The sequence below is a fragment of the Embleya sp. AB8 genome, from assembly GCF_049739465.1.
GTDB lineage: Bacteria > Actinomycetota > Actinomycetes > Streptomycetales > Streptomycetaceae > Embleya.
On sequence record NZ_JBMHHY010000030.1, the window covers coordinates 43,750 to 68,928 of the forward strand.

General features: G+C 70.2%; 28 protein-coding genes. 13 read left to right on the forward strand and 15 right to left on the reverse strand.

Going from position 1 to position 25,179, the window contains the following annotated elements; translation table 11 throughout:
• The 3 genes from ABIA38_RS35795 to ABIA38_RS35805 form a co-directional block, all read right to left on the reverse strand.
• Complete coding sequence (locus tag ABIA38_RS35795) at positions 1-831, reverse strand: ABC transporter permease subunit (protein ID WP_424643122.1); 831 nt, start codon at positions 829-831, stop codon at positions 1-3.
• Positions 832-838: 7 nt separating this feature from the next.
• The gene (locus ABIA38_RS35800; RefSeq protein ID WP_424643123.1) at positions 839-1,810 is read right to left on the reverse strand and encodes an ATP-binding cassette domain-containing protein; all 972 of its coding nucleotides are present in this window, start codon (positions 1,808-1,810) and stop codon (positions 839-841) included.
• Positions 1,811-1,968: 158 nt separating this feature from the next.
• Positions 1,969-2,196 carry a hypothetical protein gene (locus ABIA38_RS35805; RefSeq protein WP_424643124.1) on the reverse strand — a complete coding sequence of 76 codons (228 nt, stop codon included), beginning with the start codon at positions 2,194-2,196 and terminating at the stop codon, positions 1,969-1,971.
• Positions 2,197-2,289: 93 nt separating this feature from the next.
• Between ABIA38_RS35805 and ABIA38_RS35810 the strand changes: the two genes are divergently transcribed.
• From ABIA38_RS35810 to ABIA38_RS35820, 3 genes are all read left to right on the forward strand, one after another.
• Complete coding sequence (locus ABIA38_RS35810) at positions 2,290-2,883, forward strand: TetR/AcrR family transcriptional regulator (protein ID WP_424643125.1); 594 nt, start codon at positions 2,290-2,292, stop codon at positions 2,881-2,883.
• A 473-nt stretch (positions 2,884-3,356) separates the two neighbouring features.
• Positions 3,357-3,743: a hypothetical protein gene (locus ABIA38_RS35815; protein ID WP_424643126.1), complete on the forward strand. Its 387-nt coding sequence runs from the start codon at positions 3,357-3,359 to the stop codon at positions 3,741-3,743.
• A 693-nt stretch (positions 3,744-4,436) separates the two neighbouring features.
• A complete protein-coding gene (locus tag ABIA38_RS35820; RefSeq protein ID WP_424643127.1) occupies positions 4,437-4,619 on the forward strand; it encodes a hypothetical protein in 183 nt (60 codons plus the stop codon).
• 248 nt (positions 4,620-4,867) lie between these two features.
• Here the strand turns inward: ABIA38_RS35820 and ABIA38_RS35825 are convergent, their stop codons facing one another.
• Both ABIA38_RS35825 and ABIA38_RS35830 read right to left on the reverse strand, forming a co-directional pair.
• Positions 4,868-5,716: an LLM class flavin-dependent oxidoreductase gene (locus ABIA38_RS35825; protein ID WP_424643128.1), complete on the reverse strand. Its 849-nt coding sequence runs from the start codon at positions 5,714-5,716 to the stop codon at positions 4,868-4,870.
• Between the two features lie 35 nt (positions 5,717-5,751).
• Positions 5,752-6,408 (reverse strand): epoxide hydrolase family protein, encoded by a 657-nt coding sequence (locus tag ABIA38_RS35830; RefSeq protein ID WP_424643129.1) that lies wholly within the window; start codon positions 6,406-6,408, stop codon positions 5,752-5,754.
• 56 nt (positions 6,409-6,464) lie between these two features.
• Here ABIA38_RS35830 and ABIA38_RS35835 point away from each other — a divergent pair, with 56 nt between their 5' ends.
• The 5 genes from ABIA38_RS35835 (at position 6,465) to ABIA38_RS35855 (ending at position 9,572) form a co-directional block, all read left to right on the forward strand.
• Positions 6,465-6,947 carry a MarR family winged helix-turn-helix transcriptional regulator gene (locus tag ABIA38_RS35835; RefSeq protein WP_424643130.1) on the forward strand — a complete coding sequence of 161 codons (483 nt, stop codon included), beginning with the start codon at positions 6,465-6,467 and terminating at the stop codon, positions 6,945-6,947.
• A gap of 622 nt (positions 6,948-7,569) precedes the next feature.
• The gene (locus ABIA38_RS35840; RefSeq protein ID WP_424643131.1) at positions 7,570-7,920 is read left to right on the forward strand and encodes a hypothetical protein; all 351 of its coding nucleotides are present in this window, start codon (positions 7,570-7,572) and stop codon (positions 7,918-7,920) included.
• A gap of 95 nt (positions 7,921-8,015) precedes the next feature.
• The gene (locus tag ABIA38_RS35845; protein ID WP_424643132.1) at positions 8,016-8,396 is read left to right on the forward strand and encodes a S8 family serine peptidase; all 381 of its coding nucleotides are present in this window, start codon (positions 8,016-8,018) and stop codon (positions 8,394-8,396) included.
• A gap of 292 nt (positions 8,397-8,688) precedes the next feature.
• Positions 8,689-9,225 (forward strand): DUF1877 domain-containing protein, encoded by a 537-nt coding sequence (locus ABIA38_RS35850; protein WP_424643133.1) that lies wholly within the window; start codon positions 8,689-8,691, stop codon positions 9,223-9,225.
• Between the two features lie 170 nt (positions 9,226-9,395).
• Positions 9,396-9,572, forward strand: a complete 177-nt coding sequence (locus tag ABIA38_RS35855; protein ID WP_424643134.1) for a hypothetical protein — start codon at positions 9,396-9,398, stop codon at positions 9,570-9,572.
• A 208-nt stretch (positions 9,573-9,780) separates the two neighbouring features.
• On the opposite strand, the gene ABIA38_RS35860 is transcribed toward ABIA38_RS35855, so the two are convergent.
• Positions 9,781-10,422 (reverse strand): ATP-binding protein, encoded by a 642-nt coding sequence (locus ABIA38_RS35860; RefSeq protein ID WP_424643200.1) that lies wholly within the window; start codon positions 10,420-10,422, stop codon positions 9,781-9,783.
• A 161-nt stretch (positions 10,423-10,583) separates the two neighbouring features.
• Here ABIA38_RS35860 and ABIA38_RS35865 point away from each other — a divergent pair, with 161 nt between their 5' ends.
• Positions 10,584-11,912 carry an XRE family transcriptional regulator gene (locus tag ABIA38_RS35865; protein WP_424643135.1) on the forward strand — a complete coding sequence of 443 codons (1,329 nt, stop codon included), beginning with the start codon at positions 10,584-10,586 and terminating at the stop codon, positions 11,910-11,912.
• On the opposite strand, the gene cutA is transcribed toward ABIA38_RS35865, so the two are convergent.
• A complete protein-coding gene (cutA, locus tag ABIA38_RS35870; RefSeq protein ID WP_424643136.1) occupies positions 11,909-12,238 on the reverse strand; it encodes a divalent-cation tolerance protein CutA in 330 nt (109 codons plus the stop codon). The two genes, ABIA38_RS35865 and cutA, sit on opposite strands and share 4 nt — an antisense overlap.
• 296 nt (positions 12,239-12,534) lie before the next feature.
• On the opposite strand from cutA, the gene ABIA38_RS35875 reads away from it, so the two are divergent.
• Genes ABIA38_RS35875 through ABIA38_RS35885 form a run of 3 tightly spaced genes read left to right on the forward strand, consistent with a single transcriptional unit; the run spans position 12,535 to position 13,861 of the window.
• Complete coding sequence (locus ABIA38_RS35875) at positions 12,535-12,987, forward strand: SRPBCC family protein (protein ID WP_424643137.1); 453 nt, start codon at positions 12,535-12,537, stop codon at positions 12,985-12,987.
• Positions 12,984-13,397 (forward strand): EVE domain-containing protein, encoded by a 414-nt coding sequence (locus ABIA38_RS35880; RefSeq protein ID WP_424643138.1) that lies wholly within the window; start codon positions 12,984-12,986, stop codon positions 13,395-13,397. The genes ABIA38_RS35875 and ABIA38_RS35880 overlap by 4 nt, the downstream gene beginning before the upstream one ends.
• Entirely contained in the window at positions 13,394-13,861 is a 468-nt protein-coding gene (locus ABIA38_RS35885) for a MarR family winged helix-turn-helix transcriptional regulator (protein WP_424643139.1), read from the forward strand. The genes ABIA38_RS35880 and ABIA38_RS35885 overlap by 4 nt, the downstream gene beginning before the upstream one ends.
• 640 nt (positions 13,862-14,501) lie before the next feature.
• On the opposite strand, the gene ABIA38_RS35890 is transcribed toward ABIA38_RS35885, so the two are convergent.
• The 5 genes from ABIA38_RS35890 to ABIA38_RS35910 all read right to left on the reverse strand — a co-directional run bounded on the left by ABIA38_RS35890 (position 14,502) and on the right by ABIA38_RS35910 (position 20,542).
• Positions 14,502-15,404, reverse strand: coding sequence for a DUF1028 domain-containing protein (locus ABIA38_RS35890; RefSeq protein ID WP_424643140.1), 903 nt, complete (start codon positions 15,402-15,404; stop codon positions 14,502-14,504).
• Complete coding sequence (locus tag ABIA38_RS35895) at positions 15,401-16,393, reverse strand: LLM class flavin-dependent oxidoreductase (RefSeq protein ID WP_424643141.1); 993 nt, start codon at positions 16,391-16,393, stop codon at positions 15,401-15,403. The genes ABIA38_RS35890 and ABIA38_RS35895 overlap by 4 nt, the downstream gene beginning before the upstream one ends.
• Complete coding sequence (locus ABIA38_RS35900; protein ID WP_424643142.1) at positions 16,393-16,932, reverse strand: YybH family protein; 540 nt, start codon at positions 16,930-16,932, stop codon at positions 16,393-16,395. The genes ABIA38_RS35895 and ABIA38_RS35900 overlap by 1 nt, the downstream gene beginning before the upstream one ends.
• 134 nt (positions 16,933-17,066) lie before the next feature.
• Positions 17,067-18,302 carry an amidohydrolase family protein gene (locus ABIA38_RS35905; RefSeq protein WP_424643143.1) on the reverse strand — a complete coding sequence of 412 codons (1,236 nt, stop codon included), beginning with the start codon at positions 18,300-18,302 and terminating at the stop codon, positions 17,067-17,069.
• A complete protein-coding gene (locus ABIA38_RS35910; RefSeq protein WP_424643144.1) occupies positions 18,299-20,542 on the reverse strand; it encodes an alpha/beta fold hydrolase in 2,244 nt (747 codons plus the stop codon). Before ABIA38_RS35910 ends, ABIA38_RS35905 begins: the two co-directional genes overlap by 4 nt.
• 219 nt (positions 20,543-20,761) lie before the next feature.
• Here ABIA38_RS35910 and ABIA38_RS35915 point away from each other — a divergent pair, with 219 nt between their 5' ends.
• A complete protein-coding gene (locus tag ABIA38_RS35915; protein WP_424643145.1) occupies positions 20,762-21,619 on the forward strand; it encodes a MerR family transcriptional regulator in 858 nt (285 codons plus the stop codon).
• Between the two features lie 377 nt (positions 21,620-21,996).
• Here the strand turns inward: ABIA38_RS35915 and ABIA38_RS35920 are convergent, their stop codons facing one another.
• The 3 genes from ABIA38_RS35920 to ABIA38_RS35930 form a co-directional block, all read right to left on the reverse strand.
• Complete coding sequence (locus tag ABIA38_RS35920) at positions 21,997-23,517, reverse strand: MFS transporter (protein ID WP_424643146.1); 1,521 nt, start codon at positions 23,515-23,517, stop codon at positions 21,997-21,999.
• Between the two features lie 104 nt (positions 23,518-23,621).
• Positions 23,622-24,380 carry an SDR family NAD(P)-dependent oxidoreductase gene (locus ABIA38_RS35925; RefSeq protein ID WP_424643147.1) on the reverse strand — a complete coding sequence of 253 codons (759 nt, stop codon included), beginning with the start codon at positions 24,378-24,380 and terminating at the stop codon, positions 23,622-23,624.
• Between the two features lie 70 nt (positions 24,381-24,450).
• Positions 24,451-24,912, reverse strand: coding sequence for a hypothetical protein (locus tag ABIA38_RS35930; protein WP_424643201.1), 462 nt, complete (start codon positions 24,910-24,912; stop codon positions 24,451-24,453).
• Positions 24,913-25,179: the final 267 nt, after the last annotated feature.

The following is a 25,179-nucleotide window of genomic DNA, read 5'->3' on the forward strand; positions in this document are numbered from 1 at the left end:
TCACGCGTCGCGCTTCTCCAGCAACACCGCACCCAGGACCATCAGGACGAGCGTCTCGGCCACGAAGACCGCGAACCCCGGCCACGGGTCGAGCATCTTGTCCCCGCCCCGAACCGACATCACCTGTCCGCCGGCGTTGGCGGGCATCAGCTTCGCGATCCACTCGCCGGTCTTGCCGGGGATCAGGTTCACCACGCCGCCCACCACGAAGATCAGCGCGATGCCCAGGGTGATCGCGCCCGCCGTATGCCGCAGCAGCACCCCCAATGCCATCCCGAACAGGCCCAGCACGGCCAGATACAGACCCGTGCCGACCAGCGCCCGGACCACGCCCGGTTCACCGAGGCCGACCCCGACGTGCTTGGCGCTGAGCATCAGGTTCGCCAGGAAGTAGCAGCAGAACCCGGTGACCGCGCCGACCACGAAGAGGACGGCGGTCAGTACCACGGCCTTGGCGGCGAGCATCGAGGCGCGCCACGGCACCGCGGTCAGGCTGGTACGGATCATGCCCGTCGAGTACTCGGCCGTCATCGACATCACCCCGAGCACCAGGGCGGCGATCTGGCCGAAGGCGACGCCGACGGTGAGCAGGTCGGGAGCGTCGTCCTTCTTGCCCTCGGCCACGTGCTTGGCCACATCGCTCGCCGCCAGGCCGGCGACCGCCCAGCTGATCAGGACGCTCACCACGAACAGGGCGAGCAGTGTCCACAGGGTCGAGCGTACGGTCTTGATCTTGGCCCACTCGGAGTCCAGGATCCGGCCGAAGGTCAGCCGCGGGGCGCGCGCGGAAGTGGTAGGCGTGGTGGGTGCGTTGGGTGTGGTCGTCGTCATGGGGGCCTCATCCGATCCGGTCGGTGGCGGTCGGCGGACCCCAACCCGGGACCGTCGCGGCGGCCTCCGGGGGCTCGCCGCCGGTGTGGTACTCGACGCTGTCGGCGGTGAGCCGCATGAACGCCTCCTCGAGCGAGGCCTCGACCTTGGCCAGTTCGTGCAGGAACACCCCGTTGTGCCCGGCGAGATCACCGACCTGATCGGTGGTCACCTCCTGGACCAGCAACGCCCCCGCCGGGTCCCGGGACACCTGCCAACCCGCCTCCGCCGCGAGCCGGGCGAGCCGGTCCACCTGCGGCGAGCGCACCTTCACGTGGCTGATCGAGTTCTCCGCGATGAACTGCGCCACGCCCGTGTCGGCGAGGATCCTGCCGCGCCCGATGACCAGCAGATGGTCGGCGGTGACGGCCATCTCGTTCATCAGATGGGAGGAGACGAAGATCGTGCGGCCCTCGCCGGCGAGTCGCTTCATCAGATTGCGGATCCACAGGATCCCCTCGGGGTCGAGCCCGTTCACGGGCTCGTCGAACAACAACACCCGGGGGTTGCCCAGCAGTGCCCCGGCGATCCCGAGGCGCTGGCCCATGCCCAGGGAGAAGCCACCGGAGCGTTTCCGGGCGACGGAGGTCAGGCCGACCGTGTCCAGGACCTCGTCCACCCGAGTGAGCGGGATGCCGTTCGACTTGGCCAGCACCACCAGGTGGTCCCGGGCGGTTCGGCCGCCGTGCAGCGCCTTGGCGTCGATGAGCGCCCCGACCTCCAGCATCGGCGCGACCAGGTCCCGATAGGCCCGACCGTCCACCGTCACGTGGCCGGCGGTGGGTCGGTCCAGACCCAGGATCATCCGCATGGTGGTGGACTTCCCCGCGCCGTTGGGACCGAGGAACCCGGTGACCCGTCCGGGGTGAACCTCGAAACTGACGTCGTCGACAGCCGTCTTCGTGCCGTACCTCTTGGTGAGGCTTTCCGCAACAATCATGGATATGTGCCGCCTTCTCGTCGGGCGGTCTTCATGATCGCCCGACTCGCCGGAATCCGCATCATTACCACGCGAAACGGATTAATGCCCAGTCGTCGGGAAGGTGCGGTGGACGCTCCCGTCCACGGGGCGAGTTACCGGGCGCGTCGTGGTCGGTGCTACTCGACGTGCCCGAGGGCCTCGGCGCGGTTGTGCGCCCAACCGGCGAGCAGGAGGCCGACGACGGCGGCGGCGATGTAGCCGCACAGGGCGACCGGGAACGACGGTTCCCCGGACAGTTGGCCGAGCACCCCGACGTTGTCGTGGTCGACGAGCAGTCGGAATGAGCCCTGGCCGCCGACAACGACCAAAGCCATTCCGATGATCTGGAGTACGACGAACTTCATGACGCCCTCTCGGCAATTTTAACAATGCACTTGCACTGTAATAGAGTGAGAAGCGCGATGCAATGCGAACGCATTGGCTCGCGGGGAGAGTGCATGCCGAAGATCGTCGACCACGAGGAGCGCCGACAGCGCCTGGCCGAAGCCGTCTGGACCCTGACGCTCCGCGACGGGCTGGAGGGCGTGACGCTGCGCAAGGTCGCGGCGGAGGCCGGGGTGTCCATGGGTCAGGTGCAGCACTACTACGCCACCCGGGAGGACCTGGTCCGGGACGCGATCGAGCGCAGCGTACGGGCGCTGAACGCCCGGATCGAGGCGTCCATCAACGCGTCCGGCCAGGCGGGCGCGGAGACGATGCTCCGCGAATGCCTGCGCGCGCTGCTTTCCCACGACCCGGAAAGCCTGCGCCTGTTGCGCCTGTCGGTCGCGGTGATCGGAAGGGCCATCTCGGATCCGGCCATGGCCGGCGTACTGGGGCCGAGCGGCGGAGAGTTGGTGCAGTTCACCGCGGGGCTCATCGTCGCGGCCCGACAGGAACGCGGTACGCCGGCCCGAGGCGACGACCACATCGACGCCGACATCTGCTGGAGCCTGGCCTCGAGCCTGGGCGTCGACGTCGCCCTGGGCCAACGTTCCCCCGAGGAGGCGCGCGGGGTGTTGGACTACCACTTGGACAATCTCCTGGGCTGACGGCGACCCATGGCGGGGCTGCGTGGCCCGCGCTCGCTCGCATTCATCGCCGAGGGCCATGCCGCCGCGCCGACGAGGTCCGCACATCCGTTGCCGGCTTCACTCATCGGCTTCGGTGTCGGGGGCGGCCCGCTCCGGCCCTCCTGGCCCTCTCGGCCCTCCCGGCCCTTCGTCACCGTGCTGCCGTCGGGGGCACGGACGCGCTTGTGGGTGTGTGGAGTTGCGCGGGAGATTGGTCGCCTCCCGCGTCGTCGCGGCATCGTGTTCCCGACGCGCCGAGCAGGCCACTGCGACTTGGCGGCCGGGAGCGGGCAGCACCCACGCCGACCGGCGACACTCGCGCCCCGACCGGCTGCCGGCTGCCGACTGCGGCGGGGACGCTCCACCCGCGCGACCGCACCATGCCGCGGCGCACCGTGCCGGGCACAGCCCCGCTACCCGCGGTGCCATCCAGGCCCTACACGCACGGCGCGGTGCAAGCAGTCCCTTCCAGCCGGTTCCTTCTACAGAAGAAGAGGTACACCCTGTTCCGAAAGACGATCACCACCCTGGCCGTTGCCGCAGCCACCGCCGCTGTGGCCGGCGTGGTAACGGCGGCCCCGGCCCAGGCGGCCACCGGTTGTAGCCCCACGAACGGCTACGGCGAGCGCCTTTGCGTCACCAGTGTCAACTACGACCCCAGGGACGGCCTCACCTCGATCCAGTTCACACTCGCGGGGCCCTGGACCGACTACCGGGTCTCGGCGAACGATACTTCCAATCTCTACTACCCCGGAGCCAACTCGATCGGCGTGGACGGCCGCCTGTACACGCAGGTCTGCGTGACCGAGGGCACCACCCATTGGCGGGCCTGTGTGTGAGTCCCATCGCCGCCCGCAACTGACGGTCGGGCTGGGCCCGTCCACCGGGCCCCGGCCCTTCCCACTGCCCGCGTCCGGACGTCCGGACCTCCGGCCGACCGACTCAACAGACCACAGTCTTGCGGTAGTCCGCATAGAACGTGTTCCAGGCCCAGCCGGCGGTCTGCCCGTTCGGCAGCCTGAAGCAGGGGCCTGTCGGGGTCGAAGGCGACGAGGACCGCTCGCGGGCGATGCATCCGGGCATCGGGGCATCGGGGCATCTGGGCATCGTGCTCCATCGGGACGACGTCGGGCGGCAGTTCGGCTTCGCTGCGCCCGTGGTGAGCGGGAGGGTCGGGGCGAGTGCCGTCGTGGGGGCACGGCTGCTTGCGATCAGCGCGGACTACCGTGAACGCGGACGGATTTCGGTCGTGGGCCGACTCGAGCCGGGCGGACGGCGCGGGGTGGGGTCGGTGCACGTCGACGATCCTGGTCGCGCGTCCCCACCGGACCCGCACGACCCGCCCGGGGCCCACCCCGGGCTGCGCCCTGGCCGCAGGTCCGGAGGCAACCCCGACCGGCCCCGAGCGCAAAGCGCACTCTTTCCCTCCGCGCGGAGCGTCACTCAATTGCCACGGAACGTAAGGCGTCGTGCTTTCCTCCGTGCCATGGTGGCTGAGGACCGACCACCCCCGCAGGAACGGAGTTCCCCTCATGGGTATCAAGGACGAGATGCAGGCGAAGGCCCAGCAGGCCCAGCAGAAGATGCAGGGCAAGCAGGACGAGGCACAGCAGCGAGGACAGAGTGAGCAGGAGCGTCTGAGGCAGCGCGCGGAGCAGGCCCGCCGGCAGGGTCAGCAGAGCTTCGACGACATCCAGGACGACGACCTCGCCTGAATCCCAGTGGTAGGCATGGGCCCGCAGCACCGCGCCGGTGTTGCGGGCCCATGCTCGTGCCGGGCGGTGAGCCCCGCGACCTGCTCGCGGCAGGCCTGCGTCCGATACCGCGGCCTTCCGCTCGACCTCTCGGCGCGGCCGTGGTCGATCGAGATCATCGCCAACCTCCGCGGCCGTATCCGGGAGGCCAGGCTCGACAGCCGGCGAAGTCGTAAGCGGCAAAGGACCGTTGAGTTCCCGCCGATCGTTCAGGCAACGATGTCGGCGAGCCGGGTGACCTCGTCGAGGTCGTCTGTGGCGGGGACGAAGATGATCTCGTCGACACCGAGGTCGGCGTAGTCCGTGATGGACTGCTCGATCGTTTTCGGGGTGGTGCAGAGCACCACGTTGGCGGCGATGTCTTCGGGGGCAAACCGGTAGAAGTCCCGGATATTCGTCTGCCCGGTCTCGGTGTCGCCCAGTGCGAAGTAGGCGAGTGCGACGAGTTTCGGGGCGCCCTGGCGGCCTGCCGCCCGCCAGGCTCGTTTCGCCGCCTCGAAGGCGGCCGCTGTCATGGCCGCCGGCAGCGAACCGCCGATGTAGCCCTCGCCCCAGCGCACCATGCGGTTCAGCGTGGGAGTGGAGTAGCCGCCGAACAGCATGGGGACTTGGCGAGTTCCCGATGGCACAGCCGGGTTCGGTCCGTTGCCGACCGGCTCGCCGCCCCATACGTCGCGGTAGGTCGCCAGGTCGGAATCCAAGCGCGCTCCGCGACCGCGGAGTCCGTGTCCGGGCACGGTGAACTCGTCCTCGCGCGACCCGACTCCGATGCCCAAGGTGAGCCGGCCGCCGGAGACACCGTCGATGCCCGCGATTTCCTTGGCGAGCAAGGCAGCGGGCCAGGTCGGGGCCAGGAGGACCGCACTGAGCAGGCCGATCGTGGTGGTTGCCCCCGCCGCAGCCGCCAGCGTGACGGTGTCGTTCACGCCCGGGTACGCGTAGCGCCCGGTGGTGGCGAGGGTGGAGAACCCTGCTTGCTCGGCCCGCGCCGCCCAGCGTGGAATGATCGAAGCGGTGACGTTGCGTACCTGATTCGGAAGCCCGATGCCGATGTGCACAAGCGATTCCTTTTCGTGGTCGGATCGATCGTGAGTCACGGTGTGTCCGGAAGGGAGCGGAAGAACTCCCGGATGTCGGAGACGAGTTCCTCTGGTGCCTGCAACGTGGGGAAGTGCCCGCCGCGTTCGTACTCGCGCCGGTGCGCGACCGTGTCGGACAGCCGCACCGGCTCCTGAATGGCGTTGTCCCCGGGGAAGTTCGCCACCGCAGTGGGAACCCCCGATGGCGAGGGCCTCCCCGCGAGCAGCTCGGGTCCGACCTCGAAATTGAGCCGTGCCGCCGAACCTGCGGTGGCGGTCAGCCGGAAAATGGTGACGTTGGTCGGGATCGCGTCCCGATCGACGGGGGTTTGGTTCGTCTGCGTGGGGTCGTAGTCGACGAACCACTCCAGGTTCCAGGCCAGTTGTCCGGCCGGCAAGTCGTTGAGCGCGTAGGCGATCGTCTGCGGGCGGGTGCTCATCTCGTGCATGTAGCCGGAGCGCCCGTACCACCAGCGTTCGTGGTCGAGGGTCCGTTTGCGGTCCGCACGCCAGTGGTCGACCAGATCCCGCAGCCACTTCTTGCCGACGCCGTAGGACCAACCGACCCCGGGCAGTTCATCGGGCCACCGGGTGCGATCCAGGCGCTCCGCCAGGTCCACGAGGTCTGCTTCGGGGATGTCGATTTGGAATGGACGAGGTGCGAATGGCATTCGGTTCTCCTGGTCCCTGTGTTGCGTGTCGCAGCACGCAATGACAGCATGCTGTCATGTCCGACAAGCTAGTGATACGACAGCATGCTGTCAAGAGTGATGAGAGAGCCTGCGACGCCTACAGCGCGCTGATCGACCAGATCGTCCGGCTCGCCGACGTCGTCGAAGCGGTCGGCAACGGCATTGCCCGGCCGACCGGTCAGAGCTTGGCGCGCTGGCAGGTCCTCGCGGCGGTCGAGCACGAAGCCGCCCCGGTCGGAGACATCGCCGGCCGGCTCGGCCACACGCGCCAGAGCGTCCAACGTGTCGCGGACCTCCTCGTCGACGACGAACTCGGCTGCTACCGGCCCAACCCCGCACATCAGCGAGCCAAACTGTTGGAAGTCACTCCAGTCGGCCGCGCCGCACTGCACCGGATGCAGGCGGCCTACACCCACCTCGCCCTCCGCACCACCGAAGGCCTCGACCCGGAACGGCTCGACCTCGCACGCGAAACCCTCAGCGAACTACAACGCCGCCTCGAATCCGAACTGCCGTGACCCACTGAGCACACGAGCGCCCGCGGCGACCACCGCTCCCGCCGAGGCGCAGCCGATCCGCCGGTCGGCCGGCCACCCAATGGTCCCTTGCGCATAGGTGGTACCGCCCCGGACCCCGGTTCGCGGAGACGCAGCAAACGACCCGATCCCGATGACCGTCATCGTGGCGGCGGGCACGACGGCCGTACTTGCCCTGGGCGCGGTCTTCTTCCTTGTCGCCTGTCGCCTGTCGCCTGTCGCCTGTCGCCTGTCGCCCGTCGACGTCGGGCCCGGGCCATGTACTGACGCTGCCCGGACGCGTACGCCCGGACGCGTACGCCCGGACGCGTACGCCCGGGCCGGCCGAACCGGGTCGCCCAAGCCCCGCGAGGCCGCGACCCCGGCAGCGATCGCTGCCCCGTTCCGAGGTGCCCCGCCCCGCCTGCGGGTTCACGTCGCCGCCGCACGCGGTGATGCGGCGGGCGAACCGGCCCGAGACGGGCCGAGCCGCGGGCGGGTGAGTGGGCCTGCGTGGACTTGCACGGGCTTCTTCCTGCCGTTCCCCTGGGACTCGTAGCCTCGAGGCGGTGGGCGTCAACAAGTGGGCGCCTACACCCTGTTGGTATGCGTTCGAGGGGAAATCATGAACCTGCGGAGGAAGATCGTCACTTTCATGGCCGTGGCCGGGATCGCGGTAGGCGGCAACCTGCTTGCCGCGGCGCCGGCGAACGCGGTCACGTGGGACCCCAACTGCACCCCCGGGATCGGCGAAGCGTCGGTCAATCTCGCCTCGGGTCATATCTACTGCTACCACGATGACGGGCACGGTTGGGCGGGCCTCAGCGGTGTCGGGGGTGTCAGTTCCGGGCGGTACAGTGCGACCTTCTACCTCGACTACCCCGGCTGCAACCGTTGCGAATGGAATCTGGGCCCCGGGCAGAATGAGAACACCCCAAGCGGCACCTATATATCCGACTTCTACCTGTACGGATGATTTAAGCGTGGGATGGTAGCCGGACCGCCGCGCCCACGTCTCTCCGCCGACCATCCCGACGAGGGACCACCGCGTCGAGAGCCCGTGGCGCGGCGGTGATCGTCGCCGCCCCGGCCACCGCTGTTGCAGGCCGCGGCAGCGGTGGTCCGTCGTCACCGCCGGCAATCGGCCCGGCTGCCGCAGTCGCCTCCCCGGACCGGATCCACCGTCCGATCAGCCTCGTCGGCGGGGATTGGATCGGGATCGCCGCGCCGGGCGAGGACATCTCCGCCGCCTGCCGGGGCGCCACCAGCTACTGCATCAGTACCGGCTCCAGCTACGCCACCGCCCTGACGTCGGGCGTGGCCGCGCTGCTGTGGTCGATGCACCCCGACGGCAACGGCCTCGTGTGGACGATCACGATCCTCGCCACCACGAGCGTCGTTGCGCTCGGCATCGTCGTCCAGCGGCGCGCAAGGCCCGCCGCCCACACCTGATACGCGCCGCCGGCGCGCATGGGTCCCAGGCACCACGCCGCCCGCCGTGGCCGGCCGTCTCCGTTTTCGCCGAGCGTGAAGGACCCCGAGGCGGGGCACGTGGTCGGGGCCGAAGGGAGCCTCGCGGACGTCGTGGGGTTCGGCGACGATCTGCCGTTCTGAGACCACGTCGAGAGTCGGCCGTTCACGAGTGGGTTCGACCAGGTGGGGCCGTCCTTGCGGGCGCTCGTTTTTGCGACCGTGGAGATCATTTCCCGTGACGGATCCAGGGGGATCCGCAAGACTGCGCTTCGTGGCATTGACGCAGCAGTTCGCGAGAGTCAGCCCGTCCTACCTTGAGGACTGTCGTCGCCGGGCGGTCGAGTCCCCGACCGATGACCCCGGTTGGGATCCACCGGAGGCGGATCGGCTGGACTTGAACTGGGACGCCTGGCCGCTGCCGGCGTTGTTTCGCAGGGCCGGCAACAGTGGGACTTCGGTCGCGGCGATCACCCGTGCCCTGGAGGGTGATCCCGGTGGCGATGTCGCCTTCCTGGATCACGACGGGGTCTACGACGGTTTCGGTGAACCACCGGCCCTGTTGCCTCCTGCGGCCGTCGCCGAGATCGCCGTTGCGTTGGCCGCCGTCGATTCGGACACGATTCCGGCCGCGATTCCGGCGACTGCGGAGGAAGCCGCGGCCCTGTTCCGATTCCCCCTCGGCGACATCGCGCATCTCATGGCCGGGAATCTTCTGGTGCCGCTCCTGACCCGCGCCCTTACCCGGCTCCGGGTCTTCTACGAGGATGCGCGCAGGCGAGACCTGGCCGTCGTGGTGTGGGTCGACTGACGGTCGAAACGTCCTCGGCAACCCACACGCGTCGACGAGGACCGAACCGGGACGCGACAGGCCGAGGCTTGTCGCCACCACGCCAACTTGCCTCGGCCACGAGGGGATCCGGTTCGGCCGGATGGACGGGAATCCAGCCTGATGGTCGGCTCGAAGATTCCGATGTCTGTGTGGACGAGGACCACATTCGGGCTGCCGCGGCGGGCCTCGGTCTCGCGTACCAGGAACTCGAGATCGGTACGGGAGGCCGCGTCGACCCGGATCCCCGGCGTGCGGCTTGCGGTGAAACCGAGGCGATCGACGGCGGCGCCCAGCCGCGCCCGGTCGCGCCCGGTCCCGCCCGGTGACCAGCACGTGGGCGCGTTCGTCGAGAAACCCGTGGTTGTGGGCGGCGCCCGGCCCAGCGAACCGGGCGCCGCCGCCTGCCGCGCGGACGCAGAGGGGGTGACGTGCCATGTCGTCACACCCGCCGCGCGGCAGGGGTTCCCCGAAAGGGGACGTCGCCTTCCGGGGAAAAGGCGGGACCACCGCGAACGGTCGGCGACCCCGCCCGTTCTAAGGGGGGTCGGTGGCCCCGGCGAAGGGGGCGATCGGCGCCAACATGAAGCGGCACCACACCGACTTGCCGTAGGCACACCTCTCCCAGGTCAGCCAGCCCGCGCACGCCTGAACGGCCCGCAGCCCTCGATGACGCACCGGGAGGTTCTCCACGGCGGACGTCGACGGGTCGAGGACCTCCGGCGCCGGAATCGTCGGGAAGCGTGGATCGGAGTCGATGACCTCGATCACCAGCGCCTCGCACGGCCAGCACCACATCCGCACCGTGATCCCCGCGTCCGGGCCCGAAGTCTCGGCATGCACCACCGAGTTGGTGACCAACTCCGACACGCAGAAGCACGCGTCGTCGGCCAGCCATGTCAGGTCCCAGCCGGACAACGCCTTACGTGTCCACGCCCGCGCCTCCGGTACCGCAATACTCTCCGGTACCCACGCCCGATCCCAACCCAGAGCCCACGCCGCACCGGGCACAGGCCCCACCGGATACCGACCCCCGCACGAGACGCCCCGCCCGGAACTCCACGAACCATCCGGGTAATCCGTGTATGGGGAAGCGGCCTTGGCCCCTTCCGTTTGCTCAGCCGGACCTCGCTCGATATCGCGCCAGAGGCCCGTCCGCACTGTCTGCGCTCTGCCCATGCCAACGAGGATGGAGCGTTGAGAAGTCAAGATCCATGACGGCCGGATGTCATGGGCATGCCATATCGCGGCGGTCAGCAAGTGGCTTCTGCCCGCCGATGCTGCAAGCACGGGTCTACTCTGGGTGACTGGATCGATTCCTGCGGGGGGTCGGAGTCACCGTGACTGCCAACAAGGACAAGAAGCCGAACACGGTTTTGCGCCGGCTGCGCAAGGAAGTGCGTCATCAAACGCGCGAGGAGTTTGCCCGGTCGATGGCCGAGGCCGCGCGCGACTTGGGCTTGAACTGTGCCTGCAACTGGCGCTACGTGGCCCATCTTGAGGACGGCACGATTCGGATGCCCGGCGCGGCCTATCGTCGAGTGCTCGAACGCACGACGGGACAACCCTTCTCATCTCTCGGGTGGGGCCCCGATAGTGAGTCAGGCCGCATCGCACATGTGTCGGATCCTGCGGTCGAGGTCGAGCTACTCGTACGAGTGGACCACCCGTCAGCCGAGGATGGAGACGATCACGTGCTACGCAGGGAGTTCGTGCAGGCATCGATGGCCACCATGGGCTTGACGACCGCAGCCGGCGCGACCCCTCACCCCACCGTTGGACGTCGCATCGGACCAAGCACCGTGCAACAGCTCGTGCAGCGCACGGCGCGCCTGCGCCAACTCGACAACTTCCTGGGCGGATCCGAGACCTACGATCTGTACATGGCGGAACTCAACGCCGGCACGGCCATGGTTCGGACAGCCGGCTACGACGAAGCCACCGGGCGCGCCTTGGTGTCGCTCGTCGCCGAGCAGGCGCAGCAGGCAGGGTGGGCGGCATTCGACGCCGGGCGCCACGACGAGGCCGCCAAGTTGTATGGGATGAGTCTGTCCGCAGCGCGTGAAGCCGGAGACAACTCACTGGCCGGGAATGCGCTGGCTTACAGCGCCTACCAACTCGCGAGCACCGATCGTTCGGGCGTGGAAATGGCCGCCGCCGCCTGCGAGACCGCCGGTCGCGACGCTCCCCGCAGCGCGCAGGCATTGTTGTTCGAACGCCTGGCATGGGCATGTGCTGCGAATGGGCAAGCGTCCGGCGCCGAGCGCGCACTCGCGATGGCGAACGCGGCGCTGGACCGGCCCGACGACCAACCGCAGCCGGATTGGTCGGTCTGGGTCGATCGGGACGAGATCCAGATCATGACCGGTCGATGCTGGGCCGAGTTGCACAGACCCCTCCGTGCCGTCCCCGTACTCGAAGACGTACTTCGGAAGTTCGACGACAACCACGCCCGCGACAAGGCGCTGTACCTGACGTGGCTGGCCGATGCGTACGCCTGCGCAGGCGAGATCGAGCAAGCCGCCGTAACGATTGCCCACACTCTCGATCTGTCCACGGGAGTCGGCTCGGTTCGCCCGCGACAACGCGCAGTCACAGTGCTCAAGCAATTGACCCCGCATCGCGCACTGCCGCTCGTAGCGGCTGCCTTCGAGCGGTTGACCGATTAGACCTGGCCGGAAGCAACGGTCCTGCGGATCCACTCCAGGTACAGTGCCGACCCGGACACCAACGGTACGGCCGAGACCTCCGGGTTGGCCCACGGGTGGTGTTCGATGATGTGTGCTTCCAACTCCGCGTATCGGTCGCCCGTGGTCTTGAAGGAGGCTTGCCACTCCTCGCCCTCACCGAGTCGACCCTCATGCCAGAAGACGGACACCAGAGGGCCGGTCACCTGAGCGCTCGCAGCCAGCTTGGCGGCCACCACCGAACGAGCAAGCTCCGTCGCGGTTTCGCGTGACTCCGCCGCCGTTGACACGATCACATAGTCAGCCATACGCAGAGCGTACTCACGGTGCGCGGCTGTACCCGGCAAGTCGAACGATGCCTTCGGCAGGCCACGCGGCGAAGGATCCAAGACGCGTTGATCACGATGACTCCGCCGACGTGGAGCGGTGACAGTGCCTTGCGGACCGTGACGAACACAGCCTTGAAGTAGGCGCGTCGCCGCCACTGGGTTGTCGGCCGGCGGTGTCCTTGACCGGCGAGGTCGTGGCTGATTTCCCCCGGTGTCGAGGAGCCGACTTCGTGGAGAGGCTTGACGCGAAACAACTAAGCGCGCATACTAAAAACATGTTGAACATCGCCTCCGCGCAGATCACCTCGTCCGCTGCCGCGTCCGCCTTCTTTGCCCGCTGGGCCGACATGGCGACCTGGCCGCAGTGGAACAGCGACACCGAATGGGTCCGCCTCGACGGGCCCTTCGCGGCGGGCTCCACCGGTGTCCTCAAGCCCAAGGGCGGCCCGAAGACGAAGTTCGTGATCGCCGAGCTCGCCGACGATCGGTTCGTCGACGTCTCCAAGCTGCCCGGAGCACGCATGACCTTCGACCACCGCGTCACCGAGACCCCGGACGCCGGCACCGGGGTTACGGTGACCGTCACGCTGACCGGACCGCTGTCCCGCCTGTGGAACGCCATCCTCGGCAAGGGCATCAAGGCGACCCTGCAGCAGGATCTGGAGGGCCTCAAGGCCGCGGCCGAGGCGTCCCGTACCACCCGGTCGACCACCGGGAGCCTCGCATGAAGTACTGGCTCGGCGTGGTCGGCCGCGACCATGTGAACCGCGGCAAGAACCTGGGCATCGCGCAGCTGTGCCACGGCAAGCGCCCCGCGCTGGCCCGGCTGAGCGCCGGTGACTGGCTGATCTACTACTCGCCGCGCACGGGCAGGCAAGAGGGCGAACCGATCAAGGCGTTCACCGCGATCGGCGAGATTCTCGATGACGAAATCTGGCAGGCCGACGAAGGCGGCTTCCAACCCTGGCGCCGACGCGTCGACTACGCGCCGCACGCGGCGGAGGTACCCGTCCGCCGGCTCGCCGGGTCCCTGGCCCTGACCTCCGATCCGAACTGGGGATACCAACTGCGGCGCGGGCTGGTCGAGTTGACCGAGGACGACTTCCGACGGATCCGTTCCGCGATGGTCGCCTCGTGACCGGGCGCGACCTGGACAGCGGGTTCACCGACGCCGAGGAGAGCCCCGGGTTGTTGCTGTGGCAGGTCACCAACCGGTGGCAGGCGAACATCCGCCGCGCCCTCGAACCCCACGGCCTCACCCACGTCCAGTTCGTCCTCCTCGCGGCACTGACTTGGCTGGGAACCGAGGGACCGGTGACTCAAAAGGCGCTCGCCGACCACGCCGCGTCCGACCCGATGATGACCTCCCAGGTCCTGCGCGTCCTGGAGGGTCGCGGTCTGGTCGAGCGCCGCCCGCACCCGACGGACGGCCGCGCCCGGGCGCTCGCCGTGACCGACGAGGGACGTGCCCTGGCGAACCGCGCCGTCGTCGCCGTCGAGGCGTCGGATGCCGCGTTCTTCGGCGCGCTGGGGGAGCAAACCCGGGCATTCGCGGGGGCATTGCGACAGCTCAAGGCGGCCTCGGCGTCTACACAACAGTGACAGCACGGCCGCACCGACGAGTCGGACCCTGATTCGCCACCCTTTGCGGCGGCGGCGGCGGAGGAGGAGGGGGCGCGGAGGGCGGAGGGCTTGACTCGGTTGGTTGTGTTGAACTTGCTCTGTGGCAGCGGGGGTTGGGATGCCCTGGATGCGTGGGATCCCGGCACACGCCACGTCCGATGGGGTGTTGTCGGTAGAGTTATCCCTGATCCCGGGGAACCGGCCGCCGACGGTTGGCGACGGGCGGACGGGCAGGCTGTGGTGCGGCGGGCCGATCGACGTTGGAGTCCTCGTATCGGTCGCCGGTTTCGTGGTCGTGGTCGTGGTCAGGTCCGGGACCGGGACCGGGACCGGGAGCGCCGATCGTGACGATCAGCGCGGCGGTGGAGCAGTAGCGCAGGAGGCACGGCACGGGCATGTTTCCTCCATCGTTTCGGGGTCCCGTTCGGGGGCCGGTTCGGGAGCCGTTTCGCGAACATGGAGCGCGACCGGGCCGCCGCCCCCGCACGAGCGTCGCGCCGCCGCGCACTCTGCCGCCCACCTCGCCGAGTGCGACGCGAGCACCCGCCCGGACCGAGGCAGGTGCTCGCGTCGCCCGGGACGAAGGGCCCCGGTTCGGTTGTGTACGCAGGCAGCCGGCTCAGGGTGTGTCGGCGGGGGTGAGCGGCAGGATGCCCTGGTCGTGGAGGCGGGTGAGGAAGGCGGCCAGCTCCGGGTTGGCGGCGAGGGCTCGGGCCGTTGCGGTGGCGGCTTCGGCGGTACGGCCGGCGCGGTTGAGGATGATCGCCGTCCACATGAGGGGCTCGGCGCTGTCGGGGAGGAGGTCGGCGGCCTGTTCGAGCGCGGTCAGGGCCGCGCGCACTTCGTTGTCGTCGGGCGTCCGGTCGCCGGTGACCATGCCGGGGGTGAAGATGACGCCTATCCGGTGGTAGGCGCGTTGGAGGTGGAGGTGTCGGCGCAACTCGGCCAGCGGGTCGGCCGCGTCGTCGACCCGTAGGTCGACGAGCACGCCGTCGCCGGCCGGCCGGTCGGGTCCGGCGATGACCTTCAGCGCGGCGGACTGCCGCCCGCGCGCGTCGCCGCCGAGTCGTTGCGCCGCGTCGAGGCCGGCCAGCAGGCGGGTGGCAAGATCGCCGTCCGTGGCGAGGTACGCGTCGACCATGGCCGCGGGGATCGTCGGATCGGTGAGCATGTTGCCCTGGGCGCACACGCCCGGGCCCCGGGCGTGCTCGGCATGGGCGTAGCACGCGGTGCCGGTGTGCACGGCGGTGCGGCCCGAGGCGTCCACCAGGGCGACTTGGCGCTGGGCCCGCCCGTCGTCGGCCTCGGTGAGGCGGGTGAGGGCGGACTCGGGCGGGTGGCCTGCCGCGAGGAGATCCAGGCCGCGCGGGCCGTACCCGGGGTCGACGAACGCCTGGGTGGCGACCGCGCCCACACCCGCGCGTACCCACGTGGCCAGTGGTCCGACGGAGAAGAAGTGCGATTGGGCGGCGACGCCGAGGTCCCCGGTGCGGTCGTCCCTGGCGACGATGGAGTACGTCACGAGGCGCCCCGGGCAGGGCGGTCGAGCAGGGGGAGCACGTCCCGGGCGATGCGTTCGACCTGGGCGTCGGTGGGCTGGTCTGGCGGGAGGGCGAGGGCGACGCAGTCCGCTCCCGCGCGGTGGAGGGCGGTGATGCGGTCGGCGCAGTCCTGCGGGGTGCCGGTGACGGTGAGTCGGTCGATCCACGAGTCCGGGATTTTCGGGATGGCCTTCTCCAGGCCGAGCGCGGCGAGTTCCTCGGCGGCGTCGGCGATGCCCTGGACCTCGGTGAGCGGGTTGCGGGGGCCGGTGAGCAGGTAGAGGCCGACGAGTTCGCGCAGGCGCTCGCGGGCGTGGTCGCGGTCCCGGTCCACCGCGCACAGCGTGTAGGCGACGACGCGCCGGGGCTGGTCGCCGCCGCCTTCGGCGAGTTGCCGACGGGCCCACTCGACGTACGGGGGGCCGGCCAGGGCGGACAGGATGGCGCCGTCGGCCTCGGCGCCGGTCATGCGCAGGGCCTTGGGGCCGGAGACGCCGCCGTACAGTTCGGGGAGCACGGTCGGGGGGTGTTCCAGCACGATGCCCTCGGCGGTGAAGCCGGCGAACGTACCGGTCAGGGTCCCGCCTTCGAGGAGGGTGCGCAGCGCGCGCAGGGTGTCACGCAGTGACCCCAGTGGCGAGCGCGGGCGCAGGTTCATCGCGTCGAGCCAGTCGGGGACGCCGGTGCCGACCCCGGCGCGGATCCGGCCGGGGTACATGCCGGCCAGGGTGGCGATCTCCATCGCGGTGACGGCGGGGTGGCGGGTGACCGAGGGGACGATGCCGATCCCGACCGGCAGCCGGGTCGCGGCCAGCAGGCTGCCGGCGATGGAGAAGGCGCCGGAGAAGAAGTAGTCCTCGCCGACCCACAGTTCGTCGAAGCCGCCCCGTTCGGCGGCGGTCGCCGCGGCCAGGATCTCGCCGGGAGGTTGGGAACTGCCCAGCAGCAGTGCGATGGCGGGGGTGGTCATCACGCCTCCCGCTCGGGCAGCGCCGGCCAGGGGGTCCAGCCCAGGCCGCGGGATCGGTGGGTGTCGGCGAAGCCGGGCCGGACCTCGTCGGGGTCGGGCAGCGGGCTGATGTGCGTGTGCCACATGCGCCAGACACCGTCCTCACGATGGTAGATCTCGGTGGCCCGGATCAGGGTTGCGTCGACGGAGTCCACCGTCCATTCCCCGCCGTCGAGTTGCTCGGCCGCCAAGGTCGCCTCGCAGGCGAGCCAGGCGGTGTCGCCGCGCACCTCCAGGCGCATCACCCGGACCTGGAGGCCGCCGCTCTGGTCGATGCGGGTGCGGTACCACTCCCACAGCGCGACCTTCTCCGTCATGCCGAAGTAGGGGTGGCCGTTGAAGTTGAACATCAGGTACTCGTCGTCGGGGCCGGGAAAGACCTCCACCATGCGGGGGATGTCGAAGCCGACGTTGGCCTCCCACCATTCCCGGTTCAGTCGAAGGATCTCGTCGATGTCCGCGCCGGGGGCGTGCCGGCGCGGTTCGAGGGTGTCGGTCATGGGTTCGCCTTTCGTGCCTTTCATGCATTTCGCGCTTTGGGTCGGTTTCCGCCGTAGGTTCGGTTTCCGCCGTAGGTTTGAGTGCCGTCGTGGTTCGGGTGCTGCCGTCGGTTCCGGTTCCGTCGCGCGGTGGCTCAGTCGGGATGCGTGGCGTGGTACAGCGGGCCGCCGGACAGTTCGCCGTCGAGGTACACGGCGTGGATGCGGTCGGAGAGTCCGGTGAAGTCCAGCGGGTCGCCGTCGACGACGCAGAAGTCGGCCCGCAGGCCGGGCCGCAGGGTGCCGGTCTCGCCTGCTACGCCGAGGAGTTCGGCGGCGTCGGCGGTCGCGGCGCGCAGGCAGGCGGCGCGGTCGAGGCCGGCTTGGGCCATGGCCTCCAGTTCGCGGAGGTTGTCGCCCTGGGGTGAGAAGCCGCTGTCCGAACCCATCGCGATGCGCACGCCCGCGTTCAGCGCCCGGCGAAAGCTCGCGGTGTGCGCGGCCACCGCCGCGCGGGCCTGGCGCAGCGCGGTCGGGTCGACCGAGCTGCCCTGTTCCAGCATCGTGAGGTAGGCCGTGGGCGCGGTGAGGGTGGGCACCAGGAAGGTGCCGTGTTCGCGCATCAGTTCGGCGCTTTCGGCGTCGAGGAAGACACCGTGTTCGATGGAGCGGACACCGGCCGGCACCGCGGCGGCGATCGCCGCCGGACCGTGGGCGTGTGCCATCACCGCGAGCCCGGCCGCCGCCGCCTCGGCGACCAGGACGGCGAGTTCCTCCTCGCGTACCTGGCAGTGCATCGGGTCGTCCAGGGGCGAGCTGATCCCGCCGGAGACGGCGACCTTGAGCACGCCGGCGCCGGCGCGGACCAGTTCGCGGACGACCCGGCGCATGCCCTCGGGGCCGTCGGCGACCGCGTCCGGCATGCCGGGGTAGACGGGGAACGCGGCGCGCGGACTCTGTCCCGAGAGTTGCCAGGGGTCCGCGTGCCCGCCGGTCGGCGAGATCATCGCGATCGCGGTCTGGATCCGCGGCCCGCGCACCAGGCCGTCGGCCACGGCACGGGCGATGCCGACGTCCGCGCCGCCCGCGTCGCGGACCCCGGTGATGCCCCGGTCCAGCAGGCCGGACAGGGTACGGCCAGCGGTGAACAGCCGGTAGGACAGCGGGGTGTTGAGCAGCCGCGCGGTGTCCAGGTGCGGGAGGTTGACGTGCGTGTGGCAGTCGATCAGGCCCGGGATGATGCTGCGCCCGGTCACGTCGACCACCCGGTCCGTGCCGGGGCGGGCCTCGGTCGGGGGCACGATGCGGCCGTCCTGTACCACCAGGTCGCCGGTCACGGGTGGGGCGCCGGTGCCGTCGTGGACGGCGGCTCCCCGGTAGATGGTCCTCATCCGTTCTCCAGGAGGTGTGCGGCGAGCAGCGCGGCCAGTACGGCGGGCGCCTCGTACATCGGCAGGTGGCCCACGCCGGGCAGGAGTTCCAGCCGGCCGCCGGTCGCCCGGGCGAATCGGGTGGACTCCGCGGGCGGGCAGGTGCGGTCGTGTTCGCCGACCACCGCCAGGATCGGCAGCCGCAGGTGCGGGGCCGCCCGGCGGGTGTCGGTCGCGTTGGCGGCCAGCCAGATCGCGGTCACGGTGGCGGCGTCGTTGGCGCTGAGGTCGGCGATCACCTCCGGCGCGACGTGGGGCGTGGCGAGCGCGTCCTCGACGGTGTGCCGGCGGAGCGCCTCGCCCGGGTCGAGTACGTCGATGGCCTGGGCCAGTTCGCCGTACGCGTCCTCCCCGGCGGGCTCGAAAGCGCCGCCGACGGTGACCAGGGAGGCGACGAGCGCGGGGTGCCGGTCGGCCAGTTCGACGGCGACCGCGGCGCCCACCGAGGCTCCGACCACGTGTGCGGCCGGGGCGCCGAACGCGCGCAGCACGTCCGCGCAGTCCTCGGCCCAGGCCGCGATCGAGTAGGTGTCGGCGCGAGGGGACTCGCCGTGGCCGCGCAGGTCCACGGCCAACCACGTGCGGTCGGCGGGCAGTTGCTCGGCCGTCGCCCGCCAGCAGGAGGCGCGCAGGTTGGCCGGGTGTACCAGCAACAGCGGCGCCGCGTCGCCGCCCGGTTCGGCGCGCCGGAGCAGCACGGCCAGCGCCCCCCGATCGGTCTCGATCACCTCGCGTGCGAACCCGGCGGCGCCTTCGGCGAGCAGTCGCGGATCGGCCTCGAGCGCGGCCTGTTCGCGGCGCGGGTCGAAGGACCGGGTCAGCAGCAGGTACGCGCCGCCGGAGACCACCAGGCCGACCGCGAAGGAGATGTCCGCGCCGTCGAGTTCGGCGACGAGCGGTCCGGTGTAGAAGCCGGTGGACACGAACGGGACCATGGCCAGGACCCCGAGGCCGTACGAGGTCAGACCGCGCGCTCCCCAGCGCCCGTAGACGCCGTCCGGGCGGAAGATCTCGGCGATCGCGTAGTGCCCGCGGCGCACCCAGTAGTAGTCGCACAGGTTCACCGCGGTCCACGGCACCAGCAGGTAGAGCAGAATCGTCACGAAGTCGTTGAAGTTGGTGACGAACGAGTCGGGCATGAACTGCGCGACCAGGTACACGACACCCGCTCCGGCGACGATGCCCGCCACCCGTACGGGCACGGTCGCGCGGACCGGGCGGAAGGCGCCGACCATGCTCAGCCCGGAGAGCATCGAGCCGTAGAAGTTGACACTCATCAGGGCGATGGCCACCGGCACGGTGGTGGTCAGGACGGCGAACGTGCCGAAGCCGGAGAACCAGCCGTTGCCGACGTCGCGCAGGGCGAGCAGGGGATCGACGACGTCCATGGAACCGGCGATCAGCGCGCCGAGTGCGGTCAGCCACACGGCGGAGGCTGCGGCGCCCAGGTAGGTCCAGCCGATGACCTTGCGCGCGGGGGTGTCGGCGGGCAGGTAACGCGAGTAGTCCGAGACGTAGACCGCGTAGCCGAGCATGTACCCGGCGGTCGCGGTGAATTGGGCCAGGAACGCGCTCGCCGTCACCGGGTGTGCGGCCGGTTTCGGATGCAGGTCGGTCAGGGCCAGCACGGTCAACACGGCGAACAGCGGGATGGCCAGGTACGGCAGCCACCGCATCACCTTGTGCAGCAGTTCGTAGCCGACCACGGCCAGGGCCGTCGAGGCGGCGACCGCGAGCAGGCCCCACGCGGCGGCGGGGCCCGGTACGACCAGGGCCAGCGCCTGCGTGACCAGCAGCACGCCGAACACACTCAGGCCCAGGTAGACGAACACCACGGCGAGCATCGGGACCATCGCGCCCCGGACGCCGAACTGGGCGCGGGACTGGATCATCTGCGGCAGGCCCATGGTGGGGCCCTGATTGGCGTGGAAGGCCATGAAGAACGTGCCGAACAGCACCCCGAGGGTGGCGGCCGCGATCGACCAGGGCACCGACATGCCCTGCGCGGGGCCGATGAAGCCCAGCGCCATCGTGGTCACCACGAACTGCCCGGTGAACCAGAACGGTGCCTGATGCCAGGCCTTGCCGTGCCGCTCGCGCGGCGGAACCCAGTCGATGGAACGGGTCTCGACACCGCTCGGCCGGGCGAGCTTCACGGCGGGCCGGGGCGGGGCAATCGGAGGCTGGACTTCGTGGATCACGGAGGTCTCCTGCCGGGAGTCGAAGATGTGCGCTGCGGCACATACGGGTGAACTTACAAAGGGCCTGTAAGTTTGTCCAGCCTTCACCGCGCGTTCACGACCGTGTCCCGACCGTGTTCGGGGCGGCGCTCACGGCAGCGTTTACGGCGGCGCTCACGGCAGCGCTGAGGTGGAGCCGGGGCAGCGTTCACGGGCAGTGCGGGCCCATATACTGAGCCGATGGGGCACTGGTCGATCGGCAAGGTTGCGGCAGAGGTGGGGGTCAGCGCCCAGACCCTGCGCGTATGGGAGAGCCAGGGCCTGCTCGTACCCGACCGCACGCCCGGCGGTCAGCGCCGCTACACCGACGAACACATCGCGCGGGCCCGGCAGATCACCGACCTGCGGCGCCGCCGACAGTGGAACCCCGCCGCCATCCGCAGTTCGCTCGCCGGCACGCCGGTCGCGGGCGGCGCCGCGCAGCGCGCCAAGGCCGAGAACCTGCGGCGGGCGCGCAAGGACCGCGGGCTGACGATCAAGGAACTCGCCGCCCGCGCCGACGTCTCACCCTCGTTTTTGTCCTCGGTCGAGCGCGGTGAATCCGGGATATCCACGCAGATCCTGGCCCGCATCGCCGACGCGCTGCTGCTGCCCATGAGTGCGTTGGCGATCTTCCACGCGCGCAGCACCACGGTCGTGCGCAGCGACGAACGTGCCAGGGGCCAATTCCTCGGCGGGGTCAGCTGGGAGGAACTGGTCCTGCCCGGCCACCAACTCGAACCCGCACTGCTGACCGTGCCGGCGGGCGAGGGAAGCGGCGGACCCTACACGCGTCCCGGCGAATCCTTCGCGTTCGTCCTCGCCGGCCGAATGCGCTTCGTCACGGACGAGACCATCGAGACGCTCATCGCCGAGGGCGACGCCATCATCCTGCCCCCGCACACGAGTTTCGCCTGGGACAACCCCGGCGACACCCCGGCCAGGGCGCTGTGGGTCGAATCGGTCAGCGCCGAGGCGTGGGCCGCTCCGGTGGCCGCCCGAATCGTCGAACGAGCCCGGCCCGGCAATGACTTGGGGGACGCGTCGGCGAGGGGGTAGCCGACGCGCGGCCGGGCGCCGGAGCGGGCGGCGTCGCCCGGCGCCGGGGTGTGCGGTCGGGACGCCGACGGCCGCCGAACACCCCGAGGCGCCCGGCGCGATTCCTCGGCTCCGGCCGGGCGCTTGTGCTGTCGCGCGACGCGACGCGACGCGAAGCGACGCGGACGAGCCGAACCCACCGCCCGCCGTCGGCGCCGCGCGGGGATGCGCGCGCGAACACGGCTTCGTTCCGGGCGAGTTGCCTGCGGCTCCACCCTCGGGGCCTGGACCGGGAAGGCGTCGCCGGCGGATCGGTACCTGCCGCGAAGACGTCCATCGAGGCGTTACGTGCGGGGCGTGGGCGCGGGCGGTGTGGGTGGGCGGTGGTAATGCTTGCGTTACGAGGCGACGCGGTCCGTGATCGGTTCGTTGTTCGCCGTCGCAGGGGGTTCGGTCTCCGAGGACCTCTTACCAGGTGGCTCGGCGAGCATGATGTGGATTGCCAACGACAGGGCCGCGCACAGGGCGGCGCTTGCCCACAGGACCGTCTGCCAGGCGTCGGTGAGTCCGTGGGTGACGAAGTCGGTGAATGCCGGTTGGATCGTGGGTGGCAGGTCGGACAGCGGACCGGTGAGGTCGCCGGCGTTCACGCTGTTGGCGAGTTCGCCCGCCGACCCCCGGTACGCGGGGAACCCGCCCAGGCCGCCGTCGAGTCGATCACCGGTCACGTCGACCAGCGCCGCGCCGGCGGCGGCGATCGCGATGGCCTCGCTGCCCAGCCGAATCGTATTGAGAAATCCCGCCGCCGTTCCGGTGGCCTCCGGCGCGACCACGGTCAACACCGCACCGTCGACCAGGCCGAAGTTGAGCCCGACGCCGGCACCCAGGAGGATCAGCGGACCGGCCAAGGTCGCCGTGCCCACACCCGGCTGTACGACGGCGGCGAGCCAGGCGACGCCGGTCGTCAGGCACACCAGGCTGAGTCCGAACACGGTGCGCGCGGACAGCCCCCACCGGACCAGTCGGCCCGCCAGGAGCGGAGTGACCAGGATCGGGAGGGTCATCCACAACATCGTGATGCCGGCCGCCCGGCCGGAGGAACCGCTCGAGACCAGAAGGTAGTTCGGCAGCAGCGGCAACAGGATCACGAACGAGAGGGTGACCACCACGGGAATCAGGCACAGCGCCATGAACCTGGCGTTGCGCAACAACCTCAGGTCGAGCATCGGGTGTCGCGTGCGCTGCTCGACGACGACGAACACCGCCATCGACACCACCGATCCCGCGAGCAGGCCCAGTACGCGGGCACTGCCCCAACCCCACTGTGGCCCTTCGACCACGCCGAGCATGAGCAGGAACAGACCGCCGACGAGGATCCCGGTGCCCGCCCAGTCCACTCGGGCCGCCCCGCCGCGCGACTCGCTCAGGAACGGAACCGCGAGCAGGACCATCAGCATCAGTAGCGCGTGGAGCCCGAAGAACGCACGCCAACCCAGGGCATCGGCCAACGCGCCGGCCGCCATCGCGCCCAGCGCCAGTCCGGCACCGGTCACGACCCCGACCGCGGCGAACACGCGGGTGCGCGCCGGGCCTTCGAAGGTCGCGGCCAGGATGGAACTGCCACTGGTCAGCAGGGCCGCCGCGCCCATGCCGGCCACCCCGCGCAGCACGTCGAGTACGACGATGTCGCCCACCAGCGTGCTCGCCAGGGAAGCCGCGGCGAACAGCGCCGCGCCCACCGCGAACATCCGGCGCCGCCCGATCAGGTCGGCCAGGGCTCCACCGGCGAGCATGAAGCTCGCGAACGTGAGGTTGTAGCCGTGTACCACCCACTGCAGCGCGGCCAAGGACGCGTTCGTATCGCGTGCGATGTGCGGGAGCAGCACGCCCGACCCGGTCACCGAGGTCGGAAGGATCAACAGGGCCAGGAGAATTGCCGCCGCCGCGAGCCTCGGCCTCGGCCTCGGCCTCGGGCCACGCGGGCGGCTGGTCGGGACGGGATCCGGTGCGCCGTGTCGTTTCCTCATGCCGTCGGTACGCAACCGAGGAGACCGCCGTCCACGACGAGGTCCTGCCCGGTGATGTACGAGGCATCGTCGGACGCCAGGAAGGCCACGGCCGCCGCGACCTCGTCGGGATGGCCGAGGCAGCCGAGCGGTACCTGCGCGGCGATGCGGGCTCCCGCGTCGGGCTCGGGATTGGCGTCCCGAAACATTTCCGTGTCGATGTAGCCGGGACTCACCGAGTTGACCCTGATCCCGCTCCCCGCGAGATCGGCGCCCAACGTCCGGGCAAGGTTGTGCACCGCCGCCTTGGTGGCGGAGTAGACGGAGGCCACCGACAGGCCGCGGTGCAGGGTCCAGGACGCGTTGAGCACGATGGCTCCGCCGTCGCGCAGCAGTGGCACTGCCTTGTGGACGGTGAAGAAGACACCCTTGAAGTTGACATCGACGGTGCGGTCGAAGTCGTCCTCGGTCGACTCGGCGCTCGGCTTGAAGATTCCGATGCCCGCGTTGGCGAAGACCGCGTCCAGGCCGCCGCGCCAGGTCTCGATCTCGCGTACCAGCAGCTCGAGATCGGCAGGGGAGGCCACGTCGGCCCGGATCGCCAGAATGCGGCCGGCGGCGACACCCAGGCGGTCGACGGCCGCGTCCAACCGCTCCCGGTCCCGCCCGGTGATCACCACATGGGCGCCTTCGTCGAGGAACCTGCGCGCCGCGGCGAACCCCATGCCACTGGTACCGCCGGTGATCAGGACCGTCTTGTTCGTGAATCGTTCCATGCCGGAAATCCTCGACCGGCTCCGGCGTGCGCGGCAGTGTCGGTCGAACCTGGGTCTGCCACCACCACCTTCAGAGCCCGACCGCTTCCGGCGCGGCGAGCAGGGTGGCCAACCGGATGTCGGTGTCGGTCTCCGGCGCGGGTGTGTACAGGAGCAGCCGGTGGTCCGGCAGATCCGACAGCGACAACGTGGAGTACTCGAAAACCAGCTCGCCGACCGCGGGATGCACCAGGGCCTTGATTCCCTGGCCCGTACTGCCGACCGGCAACTCCGCCCACACGTCGGCGAAGGCGGGACTCGCCGCGCACAGGTCGGCGGCCAGCCGACCGAACTCCGGATCGTCCGGATAGCGCGCCGCGTCCGCGCGGAACCGACCGACGATCGCCCTCGCCGCCTCGTTCCAGCCGCGGATCGTCGATCGGAAGTGGGCACTGGTGAAGAAACTGACGAGACAACTGTGGTCGATCTCGCCGTACCCGAACACCAACCGGGCGGCGTGGTTGACGGCGACCAGGTTCCAGTGTCGGTCGATGACATCGCGTCATTTTAGGAGCGTGCCGCCTCCCTGCCGGTGGCGGGTGGCGGGTGGCGGGTGGCGGGTGGTGCGTGGCCGTGTCGTGACCTGCGCTGTCGCGGGAACGGCCCGGTCCGAGTCGGGCGCTCGACACGCTCCTAGAGTTGACTGAAGTTTCAGTCAATGCCACAGTGTGGACGTGACCGAGCCGCACAGCCAGCCACGAGGCGCGCCTCCCTGCGTGGATGGAGCCCAGTGATTGATTCGGTTGCCGCGCGGCGACGC

Excerpts from the sequence above, each read along its gene's own strand:
- ABIA38_RS35795 (WP_424643122.1), bottom strand. The coding sequence starts at position 831 with ATGACGACGACCACACCCAACGCACCCACCACGCCTACCACTTCCGCG.
- ABIA38_RS35800 (WP_424643123.1), bottom strand. The coding sequence starts at position 1,810 with ATGATTGTTGCGGAAAGCCTCACCAAGAGGTACGGCACGAAGACGGCT.
- ABIA38_RS35805 (WP_424643124.1), bottom strand. The coding sequence starts at position 2,196 with ATGAAGTTCGTCGTACTCCAGATCATCGGAATGGCTTTGGTCGTTGTC.
- ABIA38_RS35810 (WP_424643125.1), top strand. The coding sequence starts at position 2,290 with ATGCCGAAGATCGTCGACCACGAGGAGCGCCGACAGCGCCTGGCCGAA.
- ABIA38_RS35820 (WP_424643127.1), top strand. The coding sequence starts at position 4,437 with ATGGGTATCAAGGACGAGATGCAGGCGAAGGCCCAGCAGGCCCAGCAG.
- ABIA38_RS35830 (WP_424643129.1), bottom strand. The coding sequence starts at position 6,408 with ATGCCATTCGCACCTCGTCCATTCCAAATCGACATCCCCGAAGCAGAC.
- ABIA38_RS35835 (WP_424643130.1), top strand. The coding sequence starts at position 6,465 with ATGTCCGACAAGCTAGTGATACGACAGCATGCTGTCAAGAGTGATGAG.
- ABIA38_RS35840 (WP_424643131.1), top strand. The coding sequence starts at position 7,570 with ATGAACCTGCGGAGGAAGATCGTCACTTTCATGGCCGTGGCCGGGATC.
- ABIA38_RS35860 (WP_424643200.1), bottom strand. The coding sequence starts at position 10,422 with ATGGGCAGAGCGCAGACAGTGCGGACGGGCCTCTGGCGCGATATCGAG.
- cutA (WP_424643136.1), bottom strand. The coding sequence starts at position 12,238 with ATGGCTGACTATGTGATCGTGTCAACGGCGGCGGAGTCACGCGAAACC.
- ABIA38_RS35875 (WP_424643137.1), top strand. The coding sequence starts at position 12,535 with ATGTTGAACATCGCCTCCGCGCAGATCACCTCGTCCGCTGCCGCGTCC.
- ABIA38_RS35880 (WP_424643138.1), top strand. The coding sequence starts at position 12,984 with ATGAAGTACTGGCTCGGCGTGGTCGGCCGCGACCATGTGAACCGCGGC.
- ABIA38_RS35895 (WP_424643141.1), bottom strand. The coding sequence starts at position 16,393 with ATGACCACCCCCGCCATCGCACTGCTGCTGGGCAGTTCCCAACCTCCC.
- ABIA38_RS35900 (WP_424643142.1), bottom strand. The coding sequence starts at position 16,932 with ATGACCGACACCCTCGAACCGCGCCGGCACGCCCCCGGCGCGGACATC.
- ABIA38_RS35905 (WP_424643143.1), bottom strand. The coding sequence starts at position 18,302 with ATGAGGACCATCTACCGGGGAGCCGCCGTCCACGACGGCACCGGCGCC.
- ABIA38_RS35915 (WP_424643145.1), top strand. The coding sequence starts at position 20,762 with ATGGGGCACTGGTCGATCGGCAAGGTTGCGGCAGAGGTGGGGGTCAGC.
- ABIA38_RS35925 (WP_424643147.1), bottom strand. The coding sequence starts at position 24,380 with ATGGAACGATTCACGAACAAGACGGTCCTGATCACCGGCGGTACCAGT.